This window comes from Streptomyces carpinensis, assembly GCF_002154505.1.
GTDB classification, from domain to species: Bacteria; Actinomycetota; Actinomycetes; order Streptomycetales; family Streptomycetaceae; genus Streptomyces; species Streptomyces carpinensis.
Map to the genome: position 1 here is coordinate 1 of NZ_MUBM01000014.1, position 19,682 is coordinate 19,682.

Annotated in this window: 16 protein-coding genes and 1 tRNA gene; 5 read left to right on the top strand and 12 right to left on the bottom strand. The window is 69.7% G+C overall.

The window, feature by feature from the left end:
* Both BZY54_RS02155 and pyk read left to right on the top strand, forming a co-directional pair.
* Positions 1 to 705: SIMPL domain-containing protein (locus tag BZY54_RS02155; protein WP_244216913.1), on the top strand; the 705-nt coding region annotated here is incomplete at its 5' end.
* A gap of 181 nt (positions 706 to 886) precedes the next feature.
* The gene (gene pyk, locus BZY54_RS02160) at positions 887 to 2,323 is read left to right on the top strand and encodes a pyruvate kinase (RefSeq protein WP_086722622.1); all 1,437 of its coding nucleotides are present in this window, start codon (positions 887 to 889) and stop codon (positions 2,321 to 2,323) included.
* Between the two features lie 7 nt (positions 2,324 to 2,330).
* On the opposite strand, the gene BZY54_RS02165 is transcribed toward pyk, so the two are convergent.
* Positions 2,331 to 3,098 carry a helix-turn-helix domain-containing protein gene (locus BZY54_RS02165; protein WP_086722623.1) on the bottom strand — a complete coding sequence of 256 codons (768 nt, stop codon included), beginning with the start codon at positions 3,096 to 3,098 and terminating at the stop codon, positions 2,331 to 2,333.
* A gap of 105 nt (positions 3,099 to 3,203) precedes the next feature.
* A tRNA-Leu gene (locus BZY54_RS02170) sits at positions 3,204 to 3,276 on the bottom strand.
* Between the two features lie 107 nt (positions 3,277 to 3,383).
* Between BZY54_RS02170 and BZY54_RS02175 the strand changes: the two genes are divergently transcribed.
* Entirely contained in the window at positions 3,384 to 4,058 is a 675-nt protein-coding gene (locus tag BZY54_RS02175) for an ANTAR domain-containing response regulator (RefSeq protein WP_086722624.1), read from the top strand.
* Positions 4,059 to 4,140: 82 nt separating this feature from the next.
* On the opposite strand, the gene BZY54_RS02180 is transcribed toward BZY54_RS02175, so the two are convergent.
* From BZY54_RS02180 to BZY54_RS02220, 9 genes are all read right to left on the bottom strand, one after another.
* Positions 4,141 to 4,857 (bottom strand): ABC transporter ATP-binding protein, encoded by a 717-nt coding sequence (locus tag BZY54_RS02180; RefSeq protein ID WP_086722625.1) that lies wholly within the window; start codon positions 4,855 to 4,857, stop codon positions 4,141 to 4,143.
* Positions 4,854 to 5,765, bottom strand: a complete 912-nt coding sequence (locus BZY54_RS02185; RefSeq protein ID WP_086722627.1) for an ABC transporter ATP-binding protein — start codon at positions 5,763 to 5,765, stop codon at positions 4,854 to 4,856. The genes BZY54_RS02180 and BZY54_RS02185 overlap by 4 nt, the downstream gene beginning before the upstream one ends.
* Before the next feature lie 5 nt (positions 5,766 to 5,770).
* On the bottom strand, positions 5,771 to 7,600 hold the full coding sequence (locus tag BZY54_RS02190) for a branched-chain amino acid ABC transporter permease (RefSeq protein ID WP_086722629.1): 1,830 nt from the start codon (positions 7,598 to 7,600) through the stop codon (positions 5,771 to 5,773).
* Between the two features lie 5 nt (positions 7,601 to 7,605).
* A complete protein-coding gene (locus BZY54_RS02195; RefSeq protein WP_086722631.1) occupies positions 7,606 to 8,538 on the bottom strand; it encodes a branched-chain amino acid ABC transporter permease in 933 nt (310 codons plus the stop codon).
* Between the two features lie 110 nt (positions 8,539 to 8,648).
* Positions 8,649 to 9,884, bottom strand: a complete 1,236-nt coding sequence (locus tag BZY54_RS02200; protein WP_167413930.1) for a branched-chain amino acid ABC transporter substrate-binding protein — start codon at positions 9,882 to 9,884, stop codon at positions 8,649 to 8,651.
* 287 nt (positions 9,885 to 10,171) lie between these two features.
* Entirely contained in the window at positions 10,172 to 10,789 is a 618-nt protein-coding gene (locus BZY54_RS02205) for a Tat pathway signal sequence domain protein (protein ID WP_086722635.1), read from the bottom strand.
* Positions 10,790 to 10,859: 70 nt separating this feature from the next.
* Positions 10,860 to 11,204, bottom strand: coding sequence for a hypothetical protein (locus BZY54_RS02210; RefSeq protein ID WP_341868658.1), 345 nt, complete (start codon positions 11,202 to 11,204; stop codon positions 10,860 to 10,862).
* 318 nt (positions 11,205 to 11,522) lie between these two features.
* Positions 11,523 to 11,993: a PaaI family thioesterase gene (locus BZY54_RS02215; RefSeq protein ID WP_086722637.1), complete on the bottom strand. Its 471-nt coding sequence runs from the start codon at positions 11,991 to 11,993 to the stop codon at positions 11,523 to 11,525.
* 60 nt (positions 11,994 to 12,053) lie between these two features.
* A complete protein-coding gene (locus BZY54_RS02220; protein WP_086722674.1) occupies positions 12,054 to 14,345 on the bottom strand; it encodes an FdhF/YdeP family oxidoreductase in 2,292 nt (763 codons plus the stop codon).
* A 296-nt stretch (positions 14,346 to 14,641) separates the two neighbouring features.
* Here BZY54_RS02220 and polA point away from each other — a divergent pair, with 296 nt between their 5' ends.
* Entirely contained in the window at positions 14,642 to 17,368 is a 2,727-nt protein-coding gene (gene polA / locus BZY54_RS02225; protein WP_086722639.1) for a DNA polymerase I, read from the top strand.
* A 453-nt stretch (positions 17,369 to 17,821) separates the two neighbouring features.
* Positions 17,822 to 18,289 carry a hypothetical protein gene (locus BZY54_RS52060; RefSeq protein ID WP_208640521.1) on the top strand — a complete coding sequence of 156 codons (468 nt, stop codon included), beginning with the start codon at positions 17,822 to 17,824 and terminating at the stop codon, positions 18,287 to 18,289.
* Between the two features lie 281 nt (positions 18,290 to 18,570).
* Here BZY54_RS52060 and BZY54_RS02235 read toward each other — a convergent pair whose 3' ends face one another.
* Positions 18,571 to 19,527, bottom strand: a complete 957-nt coding sequence (locus BZY54_RS02235; protein WP_086722640.1) for a DUF4184 family protein — start codon at positions 19,525 to 19,527, stop codon at positions 18,571 to 18,573.
* Positions 19,528 to 19,682 lie beyond the last annotated feature (155 nt).

Sequence of the window (19,682 nt, forward strand, 5' to 3'; positions counted from 1 at the left end):
CCGCAGGAACCGCAACCCGCCGTCCCCTACGGCACCCCCGAGGCCCCCCGCATCGCCGCACGCGGCGAAGCCCATCTCGAAGTCGACCCCGAGATCGCCCGCATCGGCATCACCGTCACCGCCCGTGGCAAGGACCGCCGTTCCGCCCTCGACGACCTCACCCGGCGCAACGCCGGCGTCCTCGACCTCGTCAAGTCCTACGGCCAAGCGGTCGAAGACCTGGAGACCGGAGCCTTCTCCATCACCCCCGAACTCACCCGGCACGGCCGCGGCGAACGCATCCGCACCTATCACGGCACCGTCCACCTCACGGCCGAACTCACCGACTTCACCGCCCTCGGGGAACTCACCACCCGACTGGCCGACTTGGAACTCACCCGGGTGGACGGCCCCTGGTGGACGCTCCGCCCCGACTCACCCGCCCACCGCCAGGCCCGGCAACAGGCCGTACGAGAGGCGGTCCAGCGGGCCAAGGAGTACGCCGAAGCGCTCGGCACCCAGCTCGCGGCCCTGGTGGAGATCGCCGACATCGGCGCGGACAACCCGCAGCCCTACCCGTCGCCACCCGGCCGGACGCGCTCCATGGCGGCCTACGGGGCGGCACCGCAAGCGGAGGAGGCGGCCCCCCTCGACCTCGAACCCCAGCGGCAGCACGTCTATGCGCAACTCAACGCGCGATTCACCATGGAACCGCCCAAACTGTAAACACGTCAGGACGCCACCACGAACAACGGAGACACACCCCCAAGACGACCCGCACCACCGAACGCTCAGAGGAGCGCCACCCCGCACACTTCAACAGTTGTCAATAACGCTTCATCCAAAGGTCGTTGAGCAGTCACGTCACACCAAGTCTCTACCGACCGGTAAGGCCTAGGCTCACACCATGCGTCGAGCAAAGATCGTCTGTACTCTGGGGCCCGCCACCGCCACGTACGACCAGATCAAGGCACTGGTCGACGCCGGAATGGACGTCGCCCGCTTCAACCTCAGCCACGGCACCCACGCCGAACACGAGGAGCGCTACCAGCACGTACGCAAGGCCGCCGACGAAACCGGCCGCAGCGTCGGGGTCCTCGCCGACCTTCAAGGCCCGAAGATCCGCCTCGGCCGCTTCCATGAAGGCCCCGTACTCCTCGAACGCGGCGACACCTTCACCATCACCGTCGAAGAAGGCGTCGAAGGCGACCGCCACATCTGCGGAACCACCTACGCCGGCCTCGCCGAGGACGTCACCCCCGGCGAACGCATCCTCGTCGACGACGGCAGAGTCGCCCTGAAGGTCACGGCCGTCGACGGCCCCCGCGTCCACACCGAGGTGGTGGAGGCCGGCATGGTCTCCGACCACAAGGGCCTCAACCTCCCCGGAGTCGCCGTCTCCGTCCCCGCCCTCTCCAAGAAGGACGAGGAGGACCTGCGCTGGGCCCTGCACACCGGCTTCGACGTCATCGCACTGTCGTTCGTCCGCAGCGGCCGGGACATCCTCGACGTCCACCGCATCATGGACGACGAGGGCCGCCGCCTCCCCGTCATCGCCAAGGTCGAGAAACCCCAGGCGGTCGAGGCCATAGAGGACATCGTCGCCGCCTTCGACGGCATCATGGTCGCCCGCGGCGACCTCGGCGTGGAAATGCCCCTCGAACAGGTCCCGATCGTCCAGAAACGAGCGATCAAACTGGCCAAGCGCAACGCCAAACCGGTGATCGTCGCCACCCAGATGCTCGACTCCATGATCGACAACGCCCGGCCCACCAGGGCGGAGGCCAGCGATGTCGCCAACGCCGTCATCGACGGCACGGACGCGGTGATGCTCTCGGGTGAGACCAGCATCGGCAACTACCCGGTGCAGACGGTCCGCACGATGGCGAAGATCGTCGCGGCGGCCGAGGAGGACATCCTCGCCAAGGGCCTCCCACCCCTCACCGAGCGCAACAAGCCCCGCACCCAGGGCGGCGCCCTCGCCCGCGCGGCAGCCGAGATCGGCGACTTCCTCGGCGCCAGGTTCCTGGTCGCCTTCACCCAGTCGGGCGACACCGCCCGCCGCCTCTCCCGCTACCGCTCGCCCATCCCCCTCCTCGCCTTCACCCCCGAGCCGGCCACCCGCTCCCAGCTCAGTGCGACGTGGGGCGTGGAGACGTTCCTGGGGCCGCACGTGGACTCCACCGACGCGATGGTCGCCCAGGTCGACGAGCTGCTGCTGAAGTACGGCCGCTGCGAGAAGGGCGACGTGGTCGTGATCACGGCGGGCTCCCCTCCGGGGGTGCCGGGCTCCACGAACATGGTCCGCGTGCACCACATCGGGGAGGACGACAGCCCCAAGTAGCCCGCCTTCAGTGCTTGGGGCCCACGTGGGCGTCCAGGAGGGCTACGGAGGCCTTCTTGGCGACGGAGATGTTGTAAGGGCTGCCGTTGCGGGTGCAGTGGGTCCACTCGATACCGAGCTTGTCGAGGGTGTCGGTGTAGAGCCGTCGGATGTCGTCGGACACGTTGGTGAAGAAGTACCTGGGGTATTCGTAACGCTTGCGCTCACCGCCGACGAGGCGGGTCGTCCAGTTGGTGATACGGCAGCCATCGGAGTGAACGAGACCCCGGATGAACTCCCAGGGGTGCTCGTCGACGATCTCCTGCTGCCAAGGCTCGAGTGCGATGCGGCGCTCGTGCTTCTTGCCCGGGCCATGCTGGGGGAACAAGCAGACCCAGTGTTGGGTGTAGGACTTGACGTCGACGCAGCCTGCACGTTGGAGACGGCTCACGTTGGGCCAGGGCAGGACCTTGCGCATGGCGTCTTCGGCGGCTTCGACGAGCCCTGGCCATGAAGCAGTACATGTGACCATGAGGTAGCGCTGCTTCGGCTTGCAGATGATGTAGCCGTCGCCCAGGTACAGGCCCAGCAGGTAGGCATACGCGGCGGGATCTTCAGGCGACTCGGGCGTCTCTTGGCACCGGACGCAGGGTGGAGTTCGCGATACGGGTTCCAGCCGGCTTAGCCAACACGTGATGGCGTGCCGCGAGATTCCCATCTCTTTGCTGACGGAGTTCAGGCTGCGGCCCTGCGCAACCAGCGACAGGGCTCGCTTACGTGTGCTGAGGTCGTACATGCGCACACCATGTGGGAGCGGTCGTGTCGACACGCAGCAAAAAGCGGAAGTTCACCGGGACGTGAACATCCGCTTCAGACTGTGACCTTGGGAACTATGGAAAAGTACCCCGGGTCGGATTCGAACCGACGCTGGATGGTGTTTGAGACCATTGCCTCTACCGCTGGGCTACCGGGGCGCCCTTCAAAACGAAGATCGACGGTTACCCGCCGTGCCCCCACCTTACCGCAGCTAGGTAGGCTCTTGGGAGCAGTATCTGCCTCCCCCGAAGCTAGGAGCGCCCCCGTGACCGCCCCCGAGTCGCCCCAGCCCGTAGACGTGCCCGACGACGACAAGTCGCACGTGCCTCCGCTGACGACGCGTGTCGTCATCGCGGAGGACGAGGCGCTGATCCGGCTGGATCTCAAAGAGATGCTGGAGGAGGAGGGATACACCGTCGTCGGTGAGGCCGGTGATGGTGAGCGGGCGGTGGAGCTGGCCCGGGAGCACCGTCCTGACCTGGTGATCCTCGATGTGAAGATGCCGAAGCTGGATGGTATCTCGGCGGCGGAGAAGATCGCCGAGGAGCGGATCGCGCCGGTGTTGATGCTGACGGCGTTCTCGCAGCGGGATCTGGTGGAGCGGGCGCGGGACGCCGGTGCGATGGCGTATCTGGTGAAGCCGTTCAGCAAGAGCGACGTGGTGCCGGCGATCGAGATGGCCGTGTCGCGGTTCACGGAGCTGAAGGAGCTGGAGAAGGAGGTCGCGGACCTCACGCAGCGCCTGGAGACGCGGAAGCTGGTGGATCGTGCGAAGTCGATCCTGCAGACGGAGTACGGGCTGACGGAGCCGGCGGCGTTCCGTTGGATCCAGAAGACGTCGATGGATCGTCGTATGTCGATGCAGCAGGTGGCGGAGGCGGTCATTCAGGACAGCGAGGAGAAGAGGGCGGCGAAGGGCGGGAAGCCCGAGAAGGGCTGAGCGCGCCTGGCGTTCGGCGTCACGGCGAGGCCCGCACCCCGATGCAGGGGTGCGGGCCTCGTTGTCGTCGCCGGGCGTGGATCTAGTCCTCGCCGAGGTATGCCTTCCGGACGGATTCGTCGTGGAGGAGGTCGTGTCCGGTGCCGGAGAGGACGATGTTGCCGACTTCCATGACGTGGCCGTGGTCGGCGAGGGAGAGCGCGGCCTGGGCGTTCTGTTCGACCAGGAGGATGGTCGTGCCCTGGGACTTGAGTTCCGCGATGGTGGCCATGATCTTCTGCATCATGATCGGGGAGAGGCCCATGGACGGCTCGTCGAGCATGAGGAGCTTGGGCTGGGACATGAGGGCGCGGCCCATGGCGAGCATCTGCTGTTCGCCGCCGGAGAGGGTGCCTGCGGCCTGTTTGCGGCGTTCGCCGAGGATGGGGAAGAGGTCGTAGGCGCGCTGTATGTCCTTCTCGATGCCTGGCTTGTCGTTGCGCAGGAAGGCGCCGAGTCGGAGGTTGTCCTCGATCGTCATGCGGGGGAAGATGTGCCGCCCTTCGGGGGAGTGGGCGAGTCCCATGGAGACGATCTGGTGGGCGAGGACCCTTTTGAGGGATTTGCCGTTGAACTTGATCTGGCCGCCGATGGGCTTGAGGAGGCCGGAGAGGGTGCGCAGGGTGGTGGTCTTGCCGGCGCCGTTGGTGCCGATGAGGGTGACGACCTGGCCGGCCTCGACCTTGAAGGAGATGCCTTTGACGGCTTCGATCTTGCCGTAGGCGACTCTGAGGTCTTCGACTTCGAGGAGTGTGGTCATCGGTCGTTCTCCTTGCCGGGCGCTGCGTCCGTGGTGGTCTCGGCGTTCGCCTCGGCGGTTTCGACTTCGGCGGCTTCTTCGTCGCCGGGTGCGCCTTCGAAGGGTTCGCCGAGGTAGGCGGCGATGACTCGTTCGTCGCCCTGGACGGTGGCGCTGTCGCCTTCGATGAGTTTTTCGCCCTGGACGAGGACGGCGACGCGGTCGCAGAGGTTGAAGATGAACCGCATGTCGTGCTCGATGACGAGGACGGCGATGCCCATGTCGCGGATGGCGAAGACGAGTTCTTCGGTGGCGCGGGTTTCCTGGGGGTTCATGCCGGCGGTGGGCTCGTCGAGCAGGAGGAGGCCGGGTTCGCTGGCGAGGGCGCGGGCGATCTCGAGTTTGCGCTGTTCGCCGTAGGGGAGGTTGCGGGCGAGGTGTTCGGCCTTGTCGGCGAGGCCGACGAATTCCAGGAGTTCTGTGGCGCGTTTGCGGGAGGCGGCTTCGGCTCTGTGGAAGCCGGGTCCGCGCAGAATGGCTGACCAGAAGCCTTCTTTGGTGCGTGTGTGGCGGCCCACGAGGACGTTTTCGAGGACCGTCATGTTGGCGAAGAGGCGGATGTTCTGGAAGGTGCGGGCGATGCCGGCCGCGGTGACCTTGAAGGATTTGGGCGGCAGGACGTTGCCTTTGTAACGGACTTCGCCTTCGGTGGGGACGTAAAGGCCGGTGAGGCAATTGAAGAAGGTGGTTTTGCCGGCGCCGTTGGGGCCGATGAGCCCGACGATCTCTCCGCTGTTGACGGTGAGGTCGACGTTGCGTACGGCGGTGAGGCCGCCGAAGCGCATGGTGACGCCGCGTGCGTCGAGGACGGTCTGGCCGGGGGTGGTGGCGCCCGGTGCGGTGTCCTTGGTGGTGGTGTCGGTGGTCATGGTGGTCAGGCCCCTGTCTTGCCGAGGACCGTGGGCGCTTCGGCCTCTTCGTGGAATTCGAGCTGGCGGCGTCGGTTGGGGATGAGGCCTTCCGGCCGGAACCGCATGAGCAGGATGAGTGCGACTCCGAAGGCGAAGAGCTGGTAGTCGCCGAGGAACTGGAGCTTGTTGGGGATGAGGAAGAGCAGTGCGGCACCGATGAGCGGGCCGGCGATGGTGCCCATGCCGCCGAGGACGACTGCGGCGAGCAGGAAGGCGGAGTTGGGCGGGATGGCTCCGGCGAAGAGGTACTGCTCGGGTGTCACGGTGTAGGTGACGTGTGCCTGAACGGTGCCGGCGAGTCCGGCGAGGGAGGCGCCGACGGCGAAGGCGATGAGTTTGACGCGGAAGCCGTTGATGCCCATGGCGAGGGCGGCGGTTTCGTCTTCGCGGATGGCGACCCAGGCGCGGCCGATGCGGGAGTTGCCGCTGCGTCGGAAGACGAGGACGACGACGGCGGTGATGATCAGCATCAGGAAGAAGTAGTTGGCGAAGCGTCCGATGGTGAATCCGGCGATGTCGTGCTGGGCGCCGAAGTCGAATCCGAGGATGTCGAGGTTGGGGATGGAGGAGATGCCGTTGGAGCCGTTGGTGAGGTCGGGTCCTGAGGTGCCGTCGAGGTTGTTGGCGGTGATGCGGAAGATCTCTCCGAAGCCGAGGGTGACGATGGCGAGGTAGTCGCCGCGCAGTCGGAGGGTGGGGGCGCCGATGAGGACGCCGAAGACGAGTGAGGCGAGGGCGCCGACGATGACGGCGGCCCAGAAGGGGAAGTGGACGTGGAACGGCGAGTTGGGGGAGCCGGAGACGAGGGAGGCGGCGTAGGCGCCGACGCCGAGGAAGGCGACGTAGCCGAGGTCGAGGAGGCCGGCGAGGCCGACGACGATGTTCAGGCCGAGGGCGACGGTGGCGAAGATGAGGATGTAGACGCCGATGGTGGCGTACTGGTCGTCGGTCTGGGTGAAGGGGAAGAGCGCGGCGGCGATGAAGGCGCCGAAGGTGGTGATGGTCTGGTGCCGCGCGGTGATCTGGGATGCGTGGGCGATGAGGCCGGCTTTGTTGAGGGCGGCGAAGCCGGTGCCGGCGAGGATGAGGAAGCCGACGAAGAGTTCGTCGTACTCGGTGCCGATGCCGTAGGTGAAGACGGTCAGGCCGAGGGCGAGTACGGCGACGATGATGAGGATTTCGGCGTAGGAGGGCAGTTCGCGTACGGGGCGGGGGCTGCCGGAGGCGAAGACGGCCTTGGTGGTGGTCCAGCCGTGGGCGAGGCTGTGTTTGAACTTCTCCCAGCCGGTGCTGTCGGGGTCGATGGGGTCGGCTTCGGGCCGCTGGAAGGGCAGCGCGAGGGCGCCGGTGAGGGCGGTAAGGCTGGTGACGGCGACGATGTAGCCGCCGGGTTCGAGGTTGACGGCGCCGCCGAGTTCGATGGTGATGGCGAGGACGGTGTACCAGGCGGTGGCGAAGGTGGCGAGGGCGGCGAGTTTGATCGCCGGGTCGGCGCCGGCGGGGGTGAGCCAGCGCAGGCCCTTGATGCCGTAGGAGGCGAGGGCGAGGAGGGTGGTGAGGGCGCCGCCGATGAGGACGAGGACCTGCAGGCCGCCGGGGTAGCCGTAGACGGTGAGGTCGCCGGGGAAATCGGCGGTCCAGGTCCAGGAGAGGAAGGTGGCGACGATGGTGAGCACGCTGCCGCCGGTGGCGAGGGCGCGGCCGGTGGCCGCGGGGATGCCGAGGAGTCCGGAGTTCGCGGCGCCGGTGGTGGGGGCGCTCGGTGTCTCGGGTGCGGTGGTCTGTGTGGTCATCGGTGTCACGCCCTGTCCGCCACGCGCTCGCCGAGCAGGCCTTGGGGCCGGAACAGGAGCACGAGGATGAGGAGTACGAACGCCCAGACGTCTGCCCAGGACTGGCTGCCGAACTTCTCCATGCCGGGGAGGTCGGCGATGTAGGCGGTGGCCAGGGTTTCGGCGATGCCGAGGACGACGCCGCCGATCATGGCTCCGTAGATGTTGCCGATTCCGCCGAGGACGGCCGCGGTGAAGGCCTTGAGGCCGAGGATGAAGCCCATGCGGAACTCGATCTGGCCGTACTTGAGGCCGTAGGCGACGCCGCCGACGGCGGCGAAGGCGGCGCCGAGGGCGAAGGCGACCACGATGATGCGGTCGGTGTTGATGCCCATGAGTTTGGCGGTGTCGGGGTCCTGGGCGGTGGCCTGCATGCCGCGTCCGGTGCGGGTCTTCATGACGAAGTAGCCGAGGACGGCCATGCTGACGGGGGCGGCGAGGAGGAGGAAGATGTCGCCGGTCTGGATGGTGACGTTGCCGACGTGGAAGGGGCCGCCGGGGATCTGGGGGAAGGTGCGGGCGGACTTGGCGTCGGGGTACCAGGCCCAGACGGCCTGCTGCAGGGCGAGGGAGAGGCCGATGGCGGTGATGAGGGGTGCCAGGCGTGGGGCGGTGCGCAGCGGGCGGTAGGCGAACCGTTCCGCCCCCATGGCGACGAGGACGGCGACGATGATGGCGCCGATCAGCATGAGGGGGAGCGCGACCCACATGGAGGTGCCGTCGGGCAGGATGTACACGTAGACCGTGAGCGCGCCGAAGGCGCCGGTCATGAAGATCTCGCCGTGGGCGAAGTTGATGAGCTGGACGATGCCGTAGACCATTGTGTAGCCGATGGCGACCAGCCCGTACATGGATCCTAGTAGCAGGCCGTTGACCAGCTGCTGCGGCAGTTCGTTCACCGCATGTCCTCCGAGACTTTCGGATGTGCGACGGATGTGACCGGATGCGAGTCCGCGCGGGGCGCCTGTGAATCAGCGCCCCGCGCGGCTGGTGGGGTGGTGCGGCGTGGTCAGCCGGTGAAGGTGCCGGACTTGACCGGCGTGAAGGCACCGTTCTTGACGGCGTAGACGGTGAGCTGCTTGTTGGTGGCGTCACCGTACTCGTCGAAGGAGACCTTGCCGGTCACACCGTCGAAGGACACGTTCTGCATGGCCTCGGTGACCTTGGCGCGGGCGTCGGAGGGCAGCTTGCCGCCGTTGTCGTCGACGACCTTCTTGACGGCCTCGATGATGGCCCAGGCGGAGTCGTAGGAGTAGCCGCCGTAGGCGGAGTACTCGTCCTTGTAGCCGGCGGCCTTGTAGTCGGCGACGAACTGCTTGGCGGAGGGCAGGGTCTCGACGGGGGCGCCGACGGAGGTGGCCAGGTCGCCGGTGCTGTCGGGGCCGGCCAGCTTGCCGTAGGTGGCGTCGTTGATGCCGTCGCCGCCGACCAGCGGGATCTTGGCGCCGGCGGCCTTGATCTGCTTGCTGAGCGGACCGGCCTGCGGGTACTCGCCGCCGTAGTAGACGACGTCGGCGCCGGACTTCTTGACCTTGGTGGCGACGGCGGAGAAGTCCTTGGTGTCGGGGTTGATGTGTTCGGTTCCGACGACCTTGCCGCCGAGCTTCTTGAACTCCTCGGTGAAGGTGGCGGCGAGGCCCGCGCCGTAGGTCTTCTTGTCGTCGATGACGAAGACCTTCTGCTTCTTGGCGTCGTTGTAGACGTACTGGGCGGCGAACGGGCCCTGGATGGCGTCCGTGGTGGCGGTGCGGAAGTAGGACTTGTACTGACGGACCTTCTTGTTCTGCCAGTCGGGGCCCTGGGTGAGGGAGGGGCCGGTGTTGGCGGGGGAGACCTCGACCAGCTTGGCGTCGTCGAAGACCTTCTGCATGGACTCGGCGACGGAGGAGTTGAGGGGGCCGACCACGCCGAGGACGTTCTTGTCGGCGACGAGCTTGGTGGCGTTCTGCTGGCCGGCGGACGGCTGTGCCTGGTCGTCGAGGGCCTCGATCTTGAAGGTGACGCCCTTGACGTAGTTCTTCTTGTTGGCGTTCTTGGCGGCGAGGTCGGCCGAGTTCTTGATGCCGAGGCCCATGGCGGACAGGTCGCCGGTCAGCGGGGCGTCGACGCCGATGGTCACGGTGGTGCCACCGCTTCCGGAGCCGGAGCCGTTCTTGTCGCCGCCGTCCCGGGAGCCGCAGGCGGTGAGGGTGAGTGCTCCCGCCGCCAGCGCGGCGGTGATGGCGATGAGCGAACGTTGACGCACGATCAGTCCTTTCCCTGGCACGGCCCTCCCCCCTGGAAGGGGCCGAGTCGAACGCCGGTCTGAAGGGGTATTCCGACCGCGCGGTGACTGGCCGTGACTCTAGGCGCGTGCGAGGAACGTGGAGGAGAGTCTGGCCAATGCTGTGACGTTCTTGTTATGACACGACGTAATGCAGAGCGGTACCGGGTGGGTGGAACAGTGGAATTCAGGCCGATTCGCCCGGTCCGCATTTCGAGAACCCGCAGGACGCGCAGGGCTGCGTTCAGGCGTCTCGAGTGTTTTGGTGATTACCTTGAATCGTTGCCGCAGGCGCCGCGCAGGCCCTCGGTGAGCGCCTGCGCATAGCGCGGCCCGAGGATGAAACTCTGGACCTGCATTGCCCGAACATTACGCAGCGTTACATCCAGGAAAGGGAGTCCGGCATTCTCTGGCACTATCCCGCATTCCGTGACATGCATGGTGACGACGATCTTGCGGGCGGATCCCGCCTCGGTCCGGAAAGGCGGGCGGGGCTCGGAGGTGACGGAAAGTCCCGCGTACGGCTGACTTATCCGGGTCACGGTGACCGGCGGGCCGGAGTCCACGCTCACCAGCACCGCGAAGCTGAAGCTCCCGGGCGGTGCGCCGGCGGGCGTGACCGCCGGGTCCAGGTAGGAGACGTCGACCACCTGGGCGGGGAACGGCGGTGCGGGCGGCGGCGGTTGGCGCTCGCGGGTGGCGTAGAGGTAGCCGCTGCCCGCGAGGAGGGCGGCGAGGGCCGCGGCCGCCAGGACGGTACGGCGGTGGCGGTCGGGGAGCCGGGGCGGACGCCAGGACCGCGGGCCGGGAACGGGCGCGTCGGCCGGGTCCGGGGCGTCCCACGCGCGCGTGCCCTCGCCCGGTTCGAGGGGGCCGACTCCGGTCACTGCCACGGCCCCTTGCCCGGGCCGCCGTCGCGGTACCAGTCGGCGCAGCCCCTCTTCGACCGACGCGCAATCAACTTGTTCGCCTCCACGGCCCCTGACGCTGTCTCACCGATCGGGCGGCGTCCACGACCCGGCGCAGGATCTCGTACTGCCCGTTGGACAGCCCCATCGACTGGTAGTCACCGTAGGTGTCGCCGTCCAGCACCCGCAGGGCCCAGTGCGCGACGATCCGGGCGCACAGTTCCTCCCGGGGTGTCACTCGAGGTGACGGCGGGGGTGGGGTGCCGGGCGCGGCGCTGTGCCCGGCGCCCGCCGCGCCGCCGCAGCCGGCCGTCAGCACGCCCGCCAGGAGTACCGGTCCGAGCCAGGACCCGAGCGCCGTGGCCCCGGGCCGCGGGGCTCCTTGCGTTCCCATGCCATGACGCTAGGGCCTGCCCGGCGGATCGGGCCAGAGGGAGGGAGAGCGGGCTGGAGGGAAGGTGACTGGGAGGGAAGACGGGAGGGAAGAAGGGAGGATGCTGGAGGGCAAGTCGGGCTGGGGCAAGCCGGGTTGGTGGGAAGCCCGCCGAAGGGTAGGCGGGGCGGAGAGGAGCCGGGATGGAGGGGAGTCGGCACCTCTGGTTCGGTCCAGGCGCCCGTGCCGGGCCTCGCGCCCGGTGCGGGCGCCTGGACCCCCGTCCGGTGTGCGTGCGTTGCCGGACCCCGCGTTGCGGCGGGGTCCGGCGCACAGGTTCTACGCGCCCTCGCCCGGGCGTACCTCGCGCAGCATGCAGGTCAGGCGGGCGCTGCACACCCGCCGTCCTTCCTCGTCGCTGATCACGATGTCGTACGTGGCCGTCGAGCGTCCCCGGTGCACGGGCGTGGCGACGCCGGTGACGAGCCCCGAGCGCACCCCGCGGTGATGCGTGCAGTTCAGGTCGACGCCGACCGCGAGCTTGGAGGGGCCGCCGTGCAGCATGGAGCCGATCGAGCCCAGCGTCTCGGCCAGCACCGCGGAGGCGCCGCCGTGCAGCAGTCCGTACGGCTGGGTGTTCCCCTCCACGGGCATGGTCCCGACGACCCGCTCCGCCGACGCCTCGAGGATCTGCACACCCATCCGCGTCCCGAGGTGCCCCGCCGAGAACAGCGCCTGGAGATCGACACCGAGCGCGGCGTACTCGTCTATGACCTCCTGCGGGAACTTCACGTGCTGCTGCTCACCCATGGGCCCGGCTCCGTTCGTCGTACACCTGGTTCGTCGTACATCTGTCGGCTGAGCAAACGCTCAGCCGGTCGCCGATTGTTCCAGACGGGTCTCCAGGCGGATCACGACGGACTTGCTGGCGGGGGTGTTGCTGGTGTCCGCGGTGGCGTCGAGCGGAACGAGGACGTTGGTCTCCGGGTAGTAGGACGCCGCGCAGCCCCGGGCCGTCGGGTAGTGCACGACGCGGAAGCCGGGGGCCCGCCGCTCGACGCCGTCCTTCCACTCGCTGACCAGGTCCACGTACGAGCCGTCGGCGACGCCGAGGGCAAGCGCGTCCTCGGGGTGCACCAGCACCACGCGGCGGCCGTTGGAGATGCCCCGGTAACGGTCGTCGAGGCCGTAGATCGTGGTGTTGTACTGGTCGTGCGAGCGCAGCGTCTGCAGCAGCAGCCGGCCCTCGGGCAACTCGGGGTACTCCACCGGCGCGGCGGTGAAGTTGGCCCTGCCGGTGGCCGTCGGGAACCGGCGCTCGTCGCGCGGGGCGTGCGGCAGAGCGAAGCCGCCGGGGCGGGCCACGCGCGCGTTGAAGTCCTCGAAGCCGGGGATCACGCGGGCGATCCGGTCGCGGATCGTGGCGTAGTCCTTCTCGAACTCCTCCCACGGCACCACGCTGTCCTCGCCCAGCACCCGGCGCGCCAGCCGGCACACGATGGCCGGCTCGGACTTCAGGTGCCGGCTCGCGGGCTCCAGCCGGCCGCGCGAGGCGTGCACCATGCCCATGGAGTCCTCGACCGTGACGAACTGCTCGCCGCTGCCCTGCAGGTCCCGTTCGGTGCGGCCCAGGGTGGGCAGGATCAGGGCGCGCGCGCCGGTGACGGCGTGGGAGCGGTTGAGCTTGGTCGACACGTGCACCGTCAGCCGGGCCCGGCGCATGGCCGCCTCGGTGACCTCGGTGTCGGGCGAGGCGGAGACGAAGTTGCCGCCCATGGCGAAGAACACCTTCGCCTCGCCGTCGCGCAGGGCGCGGATGGCCCGCACGACGTCGTAGCCGTGCTCGCGCGGCGGTGCGAAGCCGAACTCCTTCTCCAGGGCGTGAAGGAAGGCCGGGGCGGGCCGCTCGAAGATGCCCATCGTGCGGTCGCCCTGCACGTTGGAGTGGCCGCGCACCGGGCAGACGCCCGCGCCCGGGCGCCCGATGTTGCCGCGCAGCAGCAGGAAGTTGACCACCTCGCGGATGGTCGGCACCGCGTGCTTGTGCTGGGTCAGGCCCATCGCCCAGCACACGATGGTGCGCCTGGAGGCCAGGACCATCTCCAGCGCCCGGTCGATCTCCGCGCGCGTGAGGCCGGTCGCGGTGAGCGTCTCCGCCCAGTCGGCGGCGCGCGCGGCGGCCGCGAACTCCTCGTAGCCATGGGTGTGTTCGCGGACGAAGTCCTCGTCGACAGCGCCCTCGGTGTCGATGATCAGCTTGTTGAGGAGGCGGAAGAGCGCCTGGTCGCCGCCGATGCGGATCTGCAGGAACAGGTCGGTGAGCGTGGCGCCCGCCGTCAGGCCCTTCGGCGTCTGCGGGTTCTTGAAGCGCTCCAGGCCGGCCTCGGGCAGCGGATTGACGCTGATGATCCGCGCGCCGTTCGCCTTGGCCTTCTCCAGGGCGGAGAGCATGCGCGGATGGTTCGTCCCGGGGTTCTGACCGGCCACGATGATCAGGTCGGCCTGGTACAGGTCCTCCAGCAGGACACTGCCCTTGCCGATGCCGATGGTCTCCGACAGGGCCGAGCCGGAGGACTCGTGGCACATGTTGGAGCAGTCCGGCAGGTTGTTGGTGCCCAGTTCGCGCGCGAACAGCTGGTAGAGGAACGCGGCCTCGTTGCTGGTGCGGCCGGAGGTGTAGAAGACGGCCTCGTCGGGGGAGGAGAGGGCGGCGATCTCCTCGGCGACGATGTCGAAGGCGCGCTCCCAGGTGACCGGCTCGTAGTGGTCGGCGCCCTCGGGCAGGTACATGGGGTGGGTCAGACGCCCCTGCTGGCCGAGCCAGTAGCCGCTGCGGCCGGCCAGGTCGGCCACGGAGTGCGCGGCGAAGAACTCCGGGGTGACCCGGCGCAGGGTGGCCTCCTCGGCGACCGCCTTCGCGCCGTTCTCGCAGAACTCCGCCTTGTGCCGGTCGTCCGGCTCCGGCCAGGCGCAGCCCGGGCAGTCGAAGCCGTCCTTCTGGTTGACCCGCAGCAGGGTCAGAGCGGTGCGGCGCACCCCCATCTGCTGCTGGGCGATGCGCAGGGTGTGCCCGATGGCCGTCAGCCCCGCCGCCGCGTGTTTCGGCTCGACGACCTGCGGCGCGTCCTGAACCGGGTCACCCTTCGGCGGCTTGCTGGCCATCACGCCCTCCCCTTCGACTGCGTACACGGTGTGCTCTCCGGCCGCGATCCGGAGATCTCCGATCCTCGCACGGGACACCGACAACGCTCCCGCCCGGTCATGGGAAGAGACGGGAGAGCCAAGACCGCGGAACCTGGCTCCGGCGAGGGGGCGGGTGGTCTGGTGCCCGCCCCGGCCCGGGCTGCCGGGGCCCGCGCCGCCGCGGGCCACCGACAGGGACCGAGCCTGGACCGCCGGTGCGGGGTCGGCGCCGGGGCCGGCGCCGAGTGTCAGTGGCACGTGGCAGGATCGGGGGCGTGGCAGAGACAGCATCGAAGAAGACCGACACGACCCCCGCCGGCACCCGTCCCCGGCTGATGCTCATGGACGGGCACTCGCTGGCCTACCGGGCGTTCTTCGCGCTGCCCGCGGAGAACTTCACCACCGCGACGGGCCAGCCGACGAACGCGATCTACGGCTTCGCGTCGATGCTGGCCAACACCCTGCGTGACGAGGCGCCCACGCACTTCGCGGTCGCCTTCGACGTCTCCCGCAAGACCTGGCGCTCGGAAGAGTTCACCGAGTACAAGGCGAACCGCTCCAAGACCCCGGACGAGTTCCAGGGCCAGGTCCAGCTGATCTGCGAGCTGCTCGACGCGATGCACGCCTCCCGCTTCGCCGTCGAGGGGTACGAGGCGGACGACATCATCGCCACCCTCGCCACCCGGGCCGAGGCCGAGGGCTTCGACGTGCTGATCGTCACCGGCGACCGCGACTCCTTCCAGCTGGTCTCCGAGCACACGACGGTGCTGTACCCGACCAAGGGCGTCTCGGAGCTGACCCGGTTCACCCCGGAGAAGGTCTTCGAGAAGTACGGGTTGACGCCGGCCCAGTACCCGGACTTCGCGGCGCTGCGCGGCGACCCGTCGGACAACCTGCCGGGCATCCCGGGCGTCGGCGAGAAGACGGCCACGAAGTGGATCAACCAGTTCGGTTCGTTCGCAGAGCTCGTCGAGCGCGTCGAGGAGGTCAAGGGCAAGGCCGGGCAGAACCTCCGCGACCACCTGGAGTCCGTCAAGCTCAACCGCCGGCTCACCGAGCTGGAGCGGAACGTGGAGCTCCCGAAGGCGGTCACCGACCTCGCCCGCGAGGCGTACGACCGCAAGGCCGTCGCGATGCTCCTGGATGGCCTGGAGATCCGCAACCCGTCCCTGCGCGAGCGGCTCTTCGCGGTCGACCCGGGCGCTGAGGAGGCCGAGACCACCCCGATCGCGGCCGACGGCGTGGAGCTGGACGGCACGGTGCTCGGCACCGGCGAGCTGGCAGGCTGGCTCACCGAGCACGGCGCGCAGACCCTGGGCGTCGCCACCGTCGACGCCTGGGCGCTGGGGGCGGGCTCGGTCGCCGAAGTCGCGCTCGCGGCGGCCGGGGGAGCGGCCGCCTGGTTCGACCCCTCCCAGCTGGACGAGGCCGACGAGCGGGCGTTCGCGGGCTGGCTGGCCGACTCCGAGCGGGCCAAGGTCTTCCACAACGCCAAGGGCGCGATGCGGGTCTTCGCCGAGCACGGCTGGCGCGTCGAGGGCGTCACCATGGACACCGCGCTCGCGGCCTACCTGGTCAAGCCGGGCCGCCGCTCCTTCGACCTGGACGCGCTCTCCCTGGAGTACCTGCACCGGGAGCTGGCGCCCGCCGCCACGGCCGACGGCCAGCTGGCCTTCGGTGCGGACGACGCCGCCGAGGCGGACGCCCTGATGATCCAGGCCCGCGCCGTCCTCGACCTCGGGGAGGCGTTCGAAGGCCGTCTGCGGGAGGTCGGCGCGGCCGATCTGCTGCGCGACATGGAGCTGCCCACCTCCGCGTTGCTCGCCCGCATGGAGCGGCACGGCATCGCCGCCGACCGCGCCCACCTGGAAGCCATGGAACAGATGTTCGCCGGCGCGGTGCAGCAGGCCGTGAAGGAGGCGCACGCTGCGGCCGGTCACGAGTTCAACCTGGGCTCGCCCAAGCAGCTCCAGGAGGTCCTCTTCGGCGAGCTCGCCCTGCCGAAGACCAAGAAGACCAAGACGGGCTACACCACCGACGCCGACGCCCTGGCGTGGCTGGCCGCCCAGACGGACAACGAGCTGCCGGTGATCATGCTCCGCCACCGCGAGCAGGCCAAGCTCCGCGTCACCGTCGAAGGTCTGATCAAGACGATCGCGGCGGACGGCCGCATCCACACCACGTTCAACCAGACGGTCGCCGCCACCGGCCGCCTGTCCTCCACCGACCCCAACCTGCAGAACATCCCGGTCCGCACCGACGAGGGCCGGGCCATCCGCCGGGGCTTCGTGGTCGGCGAGGGCTTCGAGTCGCTGATGACGGCCGACTACAGCCAGATCGAGCTGCGGGTGATGGCCCACCTCTCCGAGGACGCGGGCCTGATCGAGGCCTTCACCTCCGGCGAGGACCTGCACACCACGGCGGCCTCCCAGGTCTTCGGCGTCGAGCGGTCGGCGGTGGACGCGGAGATGCGCCGCAAGATCAAGGCCATGTCGTACGGCCTGGCGTACGGGCTGTCAGCGTTCGGGCTGTCCCAGCAGCTGAACATCGAGGCGGCCGAGGCCCGCGCCCTGATGGACGCGTACTTCGAGCGCTTCGGCGGCGTACGGGACTATCTGCGCCGGGCGGTCGACGAGGCGCGGGCGACCGGTTACACGGCGACGCTCTTCGGCCGCCGCCGCTATCTCCCCGACCTCAACAGCGACAACCGTCAGCGTCGCGAGGCGGCCGAGCGCATGGCCCTCAACGCGCCCATCCAGGGCACGGCGGCGGACATCGTCAAGATCGCCATGCTCAAGGTGGACAGCGCGCTGCGGGAGGCGGGCCTCCACTCCCGCATGCTCCTGCAGGTCCACGACGAAATCGTCCTGGAGATCGCCCCCGGCGAGCGCGCGGCGGCGGAGGAGATCGTCCGCCGCGAGATGTCCGGCGCGGTCCGGCTCAGGGCACCGCTCGACGTCTCGGTGGGCGTCGGCCCGGACTGGGAGTCGGCGGCGCACTGACCGGGGGTCGGCGGCGCCCTGGCGGACGGGGGCGCGCCGGTGCCGGCCGCGTGGGAGGTCTCGCCCACGGTGGCATCGGTCGCGGACGCCTCGGAGGCGCGGAAGGCCGGCGCGCAGAGGCCCCGCGTGTGGAACACGTCTGGAAAGGGCGGCGGGGCAGAGGCCTGCGTGTACGGACGACCGGCGGGCAGAGGCCTGCGTGTGCGGGCGGCCGGCCTGCGGAGCTCTCGCAGGTGCGGACAGTCGCGTGTCGAGGACTTGCGCGCGGAAGGCCACGTGGAGGGAGGGTCTGCCGCGGCACCGGCGGCTGGGGCGGGCCAAGCCCTTCGCCGGGTCGGCGGCACCCCACCCCCCTCGGGACCGACGCGGGCGGTGCTCGGCTCCGGCGGGGCCCATCACTCACGTGGCCCCCGCAGAAACGCACCCCGCATCCCGGCCCGCCAGGATGCGGGCATGGGTATACGCATGCTCAACCACCGGCCGGCGGTGTACCAGACAGCCGTCGGCGCGGCTCCCGCCGCGCCGCCCCCGCCGGTCCCGGCCCACGCGGCCGACGCAAGCACCGCCCGCATCCCCACTGATTTCGCGGCCGCCGTGCGCCGCGCCGTGTCGGGCCTGCGCCGCCGGGTCACGCCCGGCGAGTCGGGCCCCTGGCGGCTGTGGGCCGACCTGACGCGCGGCTACGTCGCGCTGGTTCTCGCCCGCCTCCCGCAACCGGCCCCGGCGCGCACCGTCACCGTCTTCGTGGCGGCGCCGATCACTCTCAGGGACCGACCGGTGGGCCCGCCGCCGCATCGGCCACGCCCGGACGGCCATCCCCGCAGGGACGAGCCTTCTCGCCGCCTCCCGGACGAGCCTTCTCACCACGACCGGCACTCTCACCAGAACCCGCAGAGCCGTCCGGGGCACCGCGACCGGTAGAGGCGCCCGGCCTTCCGGGGGACCAGGGCGCCGGAGCGGCACGCCGCCGACACCGCTCGGCTCGGAGCGTCACAGCTCCGGCGGTCGTCCGGAGCCGTCCGGAGCCATCCGAATCGCCCGTACCACCGGGACTGCCCGGACCGCCACGCCCCCCGGGACCGCGGGATTCACCGGGGCCGTCGGGACTGCCCGGACCACGGGAAGTCCCCGTCAGTCCCAGCGCACGGGACCGCCGGGTTCACCGGGGCCGTCGGGACTGCCCGGACCACCAAAAGTCCGCGTCAGTCCGAGCGCACGGGAACGCCGGGTTGGTCAGCCTCCCCGCCGCTGCCACTGGTCCCACCGGCCCCATCGGAGCCACCGGTGCCACCAGCGCCCCCGGAGCTGCCGCCCGCCCCAGCTGATCCCCCCACACCTCTGAAGCCGCTCATGGTCCCGTACCCGTACCCGCGGCGCGCCCTGACCGCCGCCGCGTAGGCCGCCAGACCGAGCACCAGGCCGGCGCCCGCGCCGAAACACAGGATCGGGACCAGTTCCCGCAGGCCCGCCACCGAGTGCGGCCCGGCCCAGGACTGCACGACCCGCTGCACCGCTCCGGCCGTCGTGCATCCACCGACGACCGCCACGGCCCACCACCGGTCGCGTGGTGCAAGTACGGGCGCCCCGGCCGGCTCGCCCGCCGGTGCCCGCCGCAGCGCACGGACGACGAAGAGCGCGATGACGACCGCGGCCACCGCCGAGCCGACGTACTGCAGGTACCAGTAGAGGGGAGCGCCCACCAGCCTGCGGCCCAGCACCGGAAACAGCCGCATCCCCCACCGGTCGAGATGGGTGAACGCGTCCCACACCACGTGCGTCAGCGCCCCCAGTACGGCGGAGACGTACCACCACAGCACCGAGGACGCTCCCACGCGCGCGCGTGGCACCCCGCACCGGGTCAGCGCGGCCACTCGCCCCCGGTGCGCCCGCGGGAGCAGCGCGACGAGCGGCTCGCGAACCAGCAGCCACAGCCCCACCGACACCCAGGCGATCGGCACGTCGACGGTGAAGACCCCGGGGAAGGAGTGTGTGACACTGCCGAACTCCATCGCCCCGGGCAGGGCATTGGCAACGTAATAGGTCATGTCGGGTGAGAAGGAGCCGGCCACGAGCACCGCCGGTACCAGTCGGCCCCGCCCCGTCCCGTCGCCGCGGACCGCGGGCAGTACGGCGGCCGCATGGCTCAGAGTGAACGGCAACTGGCCCCCCGGGAAACGTGTCGAACCGGGCCGGCGGCCCGCTGATCACCGTGTCCAGTATGCGGGACACGTCACAGGTGCGCCCCACTCGGCGTACATGGCCAACCGGTGAAAACCGGGCACGAACGACTCCCGAGAGAAGGGAAGTTGTCGTA